We start from the raw sequence: 7220 nt of genomic DNA, 5'->3' as shown, positions 1-7220 counted from the left end.
TCCGCCTCCAGCCAAAGCTGGACGCCTACGAATCACACCCTGCCGCGCCGCATCCAATCACAAGCCGATTCCAGCCTGGGCTACTCGGGTCTAGCCCGGATCATTCACGCGGGCTGACGGACATGGTGCAAGCCGCTGATCGGCAATAGGTTTCGGTTGCGACACTCGAAACAGCCGTTTACGGAGACCATGCCCGCCAAGGTTGAATCTACGCCGCCGCTCCCTGGCCTGTCACCGGTCGGCGGCAAGCCCCTGGTCGCCCGCTTCGATGGCGGTCGCCTGTCCTCCGATAGCGGCGTGCTGGCGCTGCGCGAGATCGAGCGCCGCCTCGGCATCGCCGACCGGCTGGCCGCCTGCCTCGACGACCCGCGGACGCCGGAGCAGGTCAGACACAGCCTGACCGACATCGTCCGCTTCCGCCTGCTGATGATCGCGGCCGGCCACGAGGACTGCAACGACGCGGCAACGCTGCGCCACGACCCCGCCTTCAAGCTCGCCCTCGACCGCCTGCCGGACGCCGCAGCGCTCTGCTCGCAGCCGACCATCTCGCAGCTCGAGAACCTGCCCGACCTCCGCGCCCTCTTGCGCATGGGACGCGCGATGGTCGGGCTCTACTGCGCGAGCTTCCGCCAGGTGCCGCGACGGATCGTGCTCGACCTCGACGACACCTTCGATGCGGTGCATGGCGGGCAGCAGTTGCGGCTGTTCAAGCCTGCCACGACGAATACGGCTTCCAGCCGCTCGTGGTGTTCGACGGCGAAGGCCGGCCCGTCGCCGCCATGCTGCGCCCCGCACGCCGCCCCACGGGGGCCGAGGCGCGCGGCTTCCTCCGCCGCCTGGTGCGCGAGATCTGCGGCCACTGACCGCGCGTCGAGATCCTCATCCGCGCCGACAGCCACTTCTGCGCGCCCGAGGTGCTGGATTTCTGCCGCGCGGCACGGATCGACTTCGTGCTCGGCGTCGCCGCCACCACGACGTTGCGCCGGCATGTCCTGGCGCTGGAGGACAGCACCGCGGCCCGCCAGGCCGCCCGCCCCGGCGAGGGCAAGCTGCGCCGCTACAAGGCGTTCTTCGACGGCGCCCGGAGTTGGAGCCACGTCGAGCGCATCATCGCCCGTGTCGAGACCGGGCCGCAGGGCACCGACACCCGCTTCGTCGCCACCAGCCTCGCCGGCGGCGATGCGCGCGCGATCTACGAGGACCTCTACTGCGGCCGCGGCCAGGCCGAGAACCACATCAAGGCCTGGAAGCGCCACCTCGCCGCCGACCGCACCTCTTGCATCAAGGCCACCGCCAACGCGTTCCGCCTGCTGCTGCACGCCGGCGCCTACTGGCTGCTCTGGTCGCTGCGCAGCCTCATGCCGAAGCGCTCCACCTGGCGCGTCGCGCAGTTCGACACCCTGCGGCTGCGCCTCGTGAAGCTCGCCATGCGCGTCGTCGAGCTGAAGACCCGCGTCACGCTTTACCTGCCCGCCGCCTGTCCCGACCAGGCGATCCTCCATCTCGTCCTCGACCGCCTGCCGCGCCTCACCTGTTGAGCCGCGGGGCAGCTGCCCCAGCCGAACCCTCCTCCGCAACCCGCCAGACCCGCGATCCGCACCTGAACCCCGGCCAGCAGGACCGGCGCCGATCTCGCTCGCCCGCACAACCATGCCGCGAGACATGCGTCAGCCGGAGCATGCCCGTCAGCCCTCCCGTGATCGATCCGGGCTAAATGGAGTCGACTGGTGAGAACTCGGAGTCACTGTTTGTGATTTCCGACACAGAGCCAGCGCAGGGAATGGGCCCGGAGGGACTCGAACCCCCAACCAAGCCGTTATGAGCGGCCCGCTCTGACCATTGAGCTACAGGCCCACGCCCCCACACATCCCCAACTCCGCGCCCGCACGCAAGCCCCGTCACGCAAGCCCGGCCGCGACCTTTCCGCTCGCCCCGCTGATTTCTCCCAGCTTCTCGCCGGCCGCCACCCGGCCCTGCGTCGCTAGGCCCCGCTCCTGCCGGGCGATGGCGGCGCGCGCCTCGGCCTCCGCCTCGCCGGGCGGCAGCACCAGCACGCCGCTCTCGTCGCAGAGCACGGCATCGCCCGGCATCACCACCACGCCGCCGATCGCCACCGGCACGTTCATCCGCCCGCCCAGGTCGTAGATGCGGGTGGTGATCGGCGCCAGGCCCCGGCACCAGAGCGGGAAGTCGGAGGCCTCCACCTCCTCGATGTCGGTGCAGGCGCCGTCCACCACGCCGGCCTTGCAGCCCGCCGCCTTGGCCGCGACGGTCACGCCGCCGCCCCAGCAGGCGTGGCGATCGTCGCCGAGGCGGTCCACCAGCAGGATGTCGCCCGGCCGCAGCAGGCCGAGCGCATGGTGCAGGATGGTGGAATCCGGCCCCGGGCACTGCACCGTCACCGCCGTGCCCGCCACGCGCTTGCGCAGCAGGCCCTGCACGCGGCGATCCACGAAGCCCCAGTGGCGCCAATGGCCGACCGTCGCCGTCTCCGTCCGCTCCAGCAGCGCCACCACCTCGGCGCTGATCGCGGGCGGCATCGGCTCCACCACGTATTTCGGCATCTTTCCTATTCCCTTCCCATCGCCCGGGTGAACCCGACCAGCCGCTCGACCAGCAGCACCACCACCAGCGCCACCGCGATCAGCGCCATCGCCAACGCGGCGACCAGCGGGTCGGTGCGGGTCTCGGCATAGCGGAACATCTCGACCGGCAGCGTGGAAAGCCGCGGGCCGACCAGGAACAGGCTGATCACCGTCTCGTCGAAGGAGACCAGGAAGCACAGCGCACCGGCCGCCAGCGCCCCAGGAGCGGCGATCGGCAGCGTCACCCTGAGCGCCGCGCGGAACGGCGTGGCGCCGAGCGTCCAGGCCGCTTCCTCCACGTCGCGTGGAACCGCGCCAAAGGCGGTGGTCATGATGCGCACGGCGAAGGGCAGCGCGACCATCGAATGGGCCAGCACCAGGCCCGGCCAGGTGGCGGCGAGCTTCAGCGGCTGCAAGGCCAGCAGCAGCGCGAGCCCCAGCACCAGCGAGGGCAGCAGCAACGGCGCCACCAGCAGCGTGGCGATGGTGTCGCGCCCGGGGAAGCGCAGCCGGGCGATGGCATAGGCGGCGGGGATGCCGGCCAGCAGCGCGATCGAGGCGACCAGCAGCGCCAGCACGGCGGAGTTGCGCAGCGCCGTCATCAGCTCCCCGTTCGAGAACAGCGCGGCATACCAGCGGGTGGACAGGCCCGGCGGCGGGAAGGTGAGGAAGTCGCCCGCCGAGAACGAGATCACCGCCACCACCAACGCCGGTGCCAGCAGAAGCGCATAGCCGGCCATCGCCGCCAGCCTGAGCACCCAGCCCGGCCTCATCGCGCGGCCTCCCGCACCAGCACGGCGCGCAGCACCAGCGCCACCGCCAGCGCGCCGAGCAGCAGCATCGCGAGTGCGGCCGCGGCCGGCCAATTCACGCTCTCCAGCGCCAGGTCGAAGATCTCGGTGGCGATCACGAAGACCCGGCCGCCGCCCATCAGCCGCGGCGTGACGAAGGCCGAGACGCCGAGCACGAAGGTCAGCAGGAAGGCCGCCAGCAGCGCCGGTGCGGCCAGCGGCAGCGTCACGCGCAGGAAGGTGCGGCTGCGCGTGGCGCCGAGCGTCGCCGCCGCCTCCTCCAGCCGCGGATCGAGGCGGCCGAGGCCGGCGATCAGCACCAGGCAGGCATAGGGCATCAGGCTCTCGGTCAGGCCGATGCGCACGCCGGTCCAGTTGTTGATCATGCGCACCGGGTCATCGGTGAGCCCGAGGCCCATCAGCGTCGCGTTCACCACGCCGTTGTCGCCGAGGATGGCCAGCCAGCCCACCACCCGCGCGGTGCCGGAGACCAGCAGCGGCGCCACCGCCATCAGCGAGAGCAGCCCGCGCCAGCGCGGCGGCGCGGCGCGGATCAGCAGCGCAACGGGCAGCGCCAGCGCGGTGGCGGCCAGTGCCGAGCCGGCCGCCAGCGTCGCGGTGTTCCAGGCGAGATCCCAGGTGAAGGCGTCGCCGACCAGCTGCTCGAAGGTCTCGAGCGTGACCGCCTCCTCCATCGCGCCGATGTCGGTGGTGCGGTTCAGGCTGATCCGCGCCAGCAGCAGCACGGGATAGACAAAGCCGGCGGCCAGGATCGCCGCCGCGGGCAGGATCAGCAGCAGGCCGGCGCGTGCGCCCATCACGCGGGGAAGACCCGGACATCCTCGGCGGCGAAGCCGAGCCGCACCGCCGCACCGGCGGCGAGCGCGGCGCCGGGCGCGCCGCCGGGAAGTTCCGCCTGGATGCGGCCGGCCGGGGTCTCGCATTCCAGCGAAACCAGATCGCCGGTGTAGGTGCGGCGAAGCACCCGGCCTTCGAGGATGTTGTCGGCGGTCGCATCGGGCGCCAGCGGGCGGACATGGTGCGGACGGATGAACACCTCGGCGGCGCCACTGCCCGGTGCCTCGGCCGCGCGCAGCGCCACCTCGCCGCAGCGGACCACGCCCGGCCCGTCCACCCGGCCCGGCAGCCGCGCGGCGCGGCCGACGAAGGTGGCGACGAAGCGCGTTGCCGGCCGCTCGAATACTTCCTCCGGCGTGCCGAGCTGCTCCACGCGGCCCTCGTTCATGACCGCGACGAGGTCGGCCATCGCCAGCGCCTCGGTCTGGTCGTGGGTGACGAAGACGGTGGTGGCGCCGACGCGCTGCTGCAGGGCGCGGATCTCGTCGCGCACGCCCTCGCGCAGCTTCGCATCGAGCGCCGAGAGCGGCTCGTCCAGCAGCAGCAGGTCGGGCTGGATCGCCAGCGCGCGCGCCAGCGCCACGCGCTGCTGCTGCCCGCCGGAGAGCTGCCGCGGCTTGCGCGCGGCGAGATCGCCGAGGCCGACCAGCGCCAGCGCCTCCGCCACGCGCGACTCGCGCTCGGCGCGCGGGGTGCCGCGCATCTCCAGGCCGAAGGCGATATTGGCCGCCGCGGTCATATGCGGGAACAGCGCGTAGGACTGGAACACCACGCCCATGTTGCGCCGGTGCGGCGGCAGGTCGGTCACATCGCGCCCGGCGACGGTGACGCGGCCGGCATCGGGAGTCTCAAGGCCCGCGATCATGCGCAGCGTGGTGGTCTTGCCGCAGCCCGATGGCCCGAGGAGCGCCAGCAACGCACCCCTCGGCAGCTCCAGGGAGACGCCATCCACCGCCGGATGGGCCGTGCCCGGAAAGCGCCGGGTCAGCCCGTCCAGCCTGAGATGGCTCATGGCGTCAGGCGGCATGGGCGGCCTGCGTCAGCAGGCCGAGGCCGCGAACGCGGCCCGCGCCAAGTGGCGCGAGCCAAGCCCGCGGATGCGGGCGCCGGCGCGTGAGGTGCCCGCAGGGCGCTCACCGATTGGAGGCCGCGATCACCTCTCGCCGCCAGCGCTGGTTCCACTGCTCGCGCAGGCGTACCATCTCCTCCCAGTTCAGCCCGATCACGCGCTGGCGGAACTCCGGCGCGAGCGCGGTGCGCGAGAGGGCGGCAGGCGCCACCTGCGCGTTCGGGTTGGTCGGGCCATAGAACATCCGCTCGGTGAAGGCCTTCTGCGCCTCGGCCGAGAGGGCATGCGCCATGAAGGACAGCGCCTGCGGGCGGTTCTTCGCGTTCGCCACCAGGTTGATGGTGTTGATCTGGAAGGCCGTGCCCTCCTCCGGCAGCACCACGCCGATGCGTCCCTGCGACTGGTCGCGGTAGAGCTGCGCGCGGGCGTTCCAGCCGGTGGCGAAGTTCACCTGGTCGTTCAGGATCAGCGTGTAGCCATCCGGATTCGGGTTGAAGGTCTGCACGTTCGGCGCGATCTCGCGCAGCCGGGGCATGGCGGCGTTGATGTTGCGCCAGTCGCCGGTGGCGGCGTGCGCCAGGATCGCGGTCAGCGCGAGGCCCTGGATGTTCGGCGGCGCCGAGAGCGCGACCTGGCCGCGCTGCGCGGCGTCCGCCATCGCCATCCAGCGGGTCGGCGCGGGCTGCACCGATTGGGTGTCGTACACCAGCACCAGGTGGTCGTAGGTGACGGCCGGGCCGCAGCCGGCGCCGGCTTCGCGCGCCATCTCGCCGAGCTGCCCGATGACCGGCAGCACGGAGGCGTCGATGCGCTCGACCAGGCCTTCGGCGCAGGCGATCTGCGCGGTGGTGACGTCCATGATCACCACGTCGATCTGCGGATCGGCGCGTTGCGCACGCAGCCGCCCGAGCATCTGCGCGCTGGTGCCGCCGTCGAAATACTGCACCTCGGTGCCGGTGCGGGTGGTGAAGGGGTTCACCACCACCTCGGTGTAGTTGTCGCGGAAGATGCCGGCATAGGCCTGCAGGGTGAGCTGCCCGCCCTGCGCGGCGGGCGCCTGGGCCGCGGCGGGGGGCGTGAGCCCGATGGCCGCGCCGAGGACGGCAACGGCGGACAGCAGGGCACGGCGCATGGTTTGTCTCCCGTTCGGTTCCCTGTCGGCGAGCATGGCAAGGCTTTGCCCCGCCTGCCAAGGGTCCGGGGCGGCAAAGGTTTGCCCGGCCCCGGGAAGGCTGCTACCTGCCCCGCCGCCCCGCTCCCCACGGCCCCCCTCCCCACGGAAGGTCCCGTCCGATGAACCTCGCCAAGGTCCCGACCGGCAAGGCCCCGCCGCACGACATCAACGTGGTCGTCGAGATCCCCCAGGGCAGCCAGGTGAAATACGAGCTCGACAAGGATAGCGGCGCGGTGGTGGTGGACCGCTTCCTGTTCACGCCGATGGCCTATCCGGCCGCCTATGGCTTCATCCCCGGCACGCTGGCCGATGACGGCGACCCGACGGACGTGCTGGTGCTGACCCCGGCGCCCGTGGTGCCGGGCTGCGTGCTGCGCGCCCGCCCGATCGGCGTGCTGCACATGGAGGACGAGGCGGGCTCGGACGAGAAGCTGGTCTGCGTGCCGCACGACAAGGTGCACCCGATGTATTCCCAGGTGACCGACGCGGACGAGCTGCCCCACATCACCCGCGCCTCGATCGAGCACTTCTTCGCCACCTACAAGGACCTCGAGAGCGACAAGTGGGTGAAGGTGAAGGGTTGGGGGCCGGCCAGCGAGGCGGTCGAGATCATCCTGAAGTCGATGGCGGCCTACCGCGCCCAGCCCGGCGGGGACGAGGCGGCGTAGCCGGCGCGCCGGGCGGGCGGGCCCGCGCGCCCGCCTGCCCGGCCGGGCGGACGCGGCGGTTTTTTCACGATTTCG

General features: G+C 72.0%; 6 protein-coding genes, 1 tRNA gene and 1 pseudogene. 2 read left to right on the top strand and 6 right to left on the bottom strand.

Annotated features, from left to right (window positions below; all coding sequences use genetic code 11):
• Positions 1-189 precede the first annotated feature (189 nt).
• A pseudogene (locus ACESM1_RS05720) lies at positions 190-1538 on the top strand (IS1380 family transposase).
• A 243-nt stretch (positions 1539-1781) separates the two neighbouring features.
• Here the strand turns inward: ACESM1_RS05720 and ACESM1_RS05715 are convergent.
• The 6 genes from ACESM1_RS05715 to ACESM1_RS05690 form a co-directional block, all read right to left on the bottom strand.
• A tRNA-Ile gene (locus ACESM1_RS05715) sits at positions 1782-1854 on the bottom strand.
• A 44-nt stretch (positions 1855-1898) separates the two neighbouring features.
• Positions 1899-2564 (bottom strand): RraA family protein, encoded by a 666-nt coding sequence (locus ACESM1_RS05710; protein ID WP_372618554.1) that lies wholly within the window; start codon positions 2562-2564, stop codon positions 1899-1901.
• Between the two features lie 5 nt (positions 2565-2569).
• Entirely contained in the window at positions 2570-3358 is a 789-nt protein-coding gene (locus tag ACESM1_RS05705) for an ABC transporter permease (protein WP_372618552.1), read from the bottom strand.
• Positions 3355-4194: an ABC transporter permease gene (locus ACESM1_RS05700; RefSeq protein ID WP_372618550.1), complete on the bottom strand. Its 840-nt coding sequence runs from the start codon at positions 4192-4194 to the stop codon at positions 3355-3357. The genes ACESM1_RS05705 and ACESM1_RS05700 overlap by 4 nt, the downstream gene beginning before the upstream one ends.
• Entirely contained in the window at positions 4194-5261 is a 1068-nt protein-coding gene (locus ACESM1_RS05695; protein ID WP_372618549.1) for an ABC transporter ATP-binding protein, read from the bottom strand. Before ACESM1_RS05695 ends, ACESM1_RS05700 begins: the two co-directional genes overlap by 1 nt.
• 106 nt (positions 5262-5367) lie before the next feature.
• On the bottom strand, positions 5368-6435 hold the full coding sequence (locus tag ACESM1_RS05690; protein ID WP_372618548.1) for an ABC transporter substrate-binding protein: 1068 nt from the start codon (positions 6433-6435) through the stop codon (positions 5368-5370).
• 161 nt (positions 6436-6596) lie between these two features.
• Here ACESM1_RS05690 and ppa point away from each other — a divergent pair, with 161 nt between their 5' ends.
• Positions 6597-7145 carry an inorganic diphosphatase gene (gene ppa / locus ACESM1_RS05685; protein WP_372618546.1) on the top strand — a complete coding sequence of 183 codons (549 nt, stop codon included), beginning with the start codon at positions 6597-6599 and terminating at the stop codon, positions 7143-7145.
• The last annotated feature ends 75 nt before the right edge of the window (positions 7146-7220 follow it).

The organism is Falsiroseomonas sp., from assembly GCF_041690465.1.
GTDB lineage: Bacteria > Pseudomonadota > Alphaproteobacteria > Acetobacterales > Acetobacteraceae > Falsiroseomonas.
This window is presented reverse-complemented; position numbering and strand designations above follow the sequence as displayed.

What these genes read in the sequence shown, in the direction of transcription:
- ACESM1_RS05710 (WP_372618554.1), bottom strand. Translation starts at nt 2,564, where the DNA reads ATGCCGAAATACGTGGTGGAGCCGATGCCGCCCGCGATCAGCGCCGAG.
- ACESM1_RS05705 (WP_372618552.1), bottom strand. Translation starts at nt 3,358, where the DNA reads ATGAGGCCGGGCTGGGTGCTCAGGCTGGCGGCGATGGCCGGCTATGCG.
- ACESM1_RS05700 (WP_372618550.1), bottom strand. Translation starts at nt 4,194, where the DNA reads ATGGGCGCACGCGCCGGCCTGCTGCTGATCCTGCCCGCGGCGGCGATC.
- ACESM1_RS05695 (WP_372618549.1), bottom strand. Translation starts at nt 5,261, where the DNA reads ATGCCGCCTGACGCCATGAGCCATCTCAGGCTGGACGGGCTGACCCGG.
- ACESM1_RS05690 (WP_372618548.1), bottom strand. Translation starts at nt 6,435, where the DNA reads ATGCGCCGTGCCCTGCTGTCCGCCGTTGCCGTCCTCGGCGCGGCCATC.
- ppa (WP_372618546.1), top strand. Translation starts at nt 6,597, where the DNA reads ATGAACCTCGCCAAGGTCCCGACCGGCAAGGCCCCGCCGCACGACATC.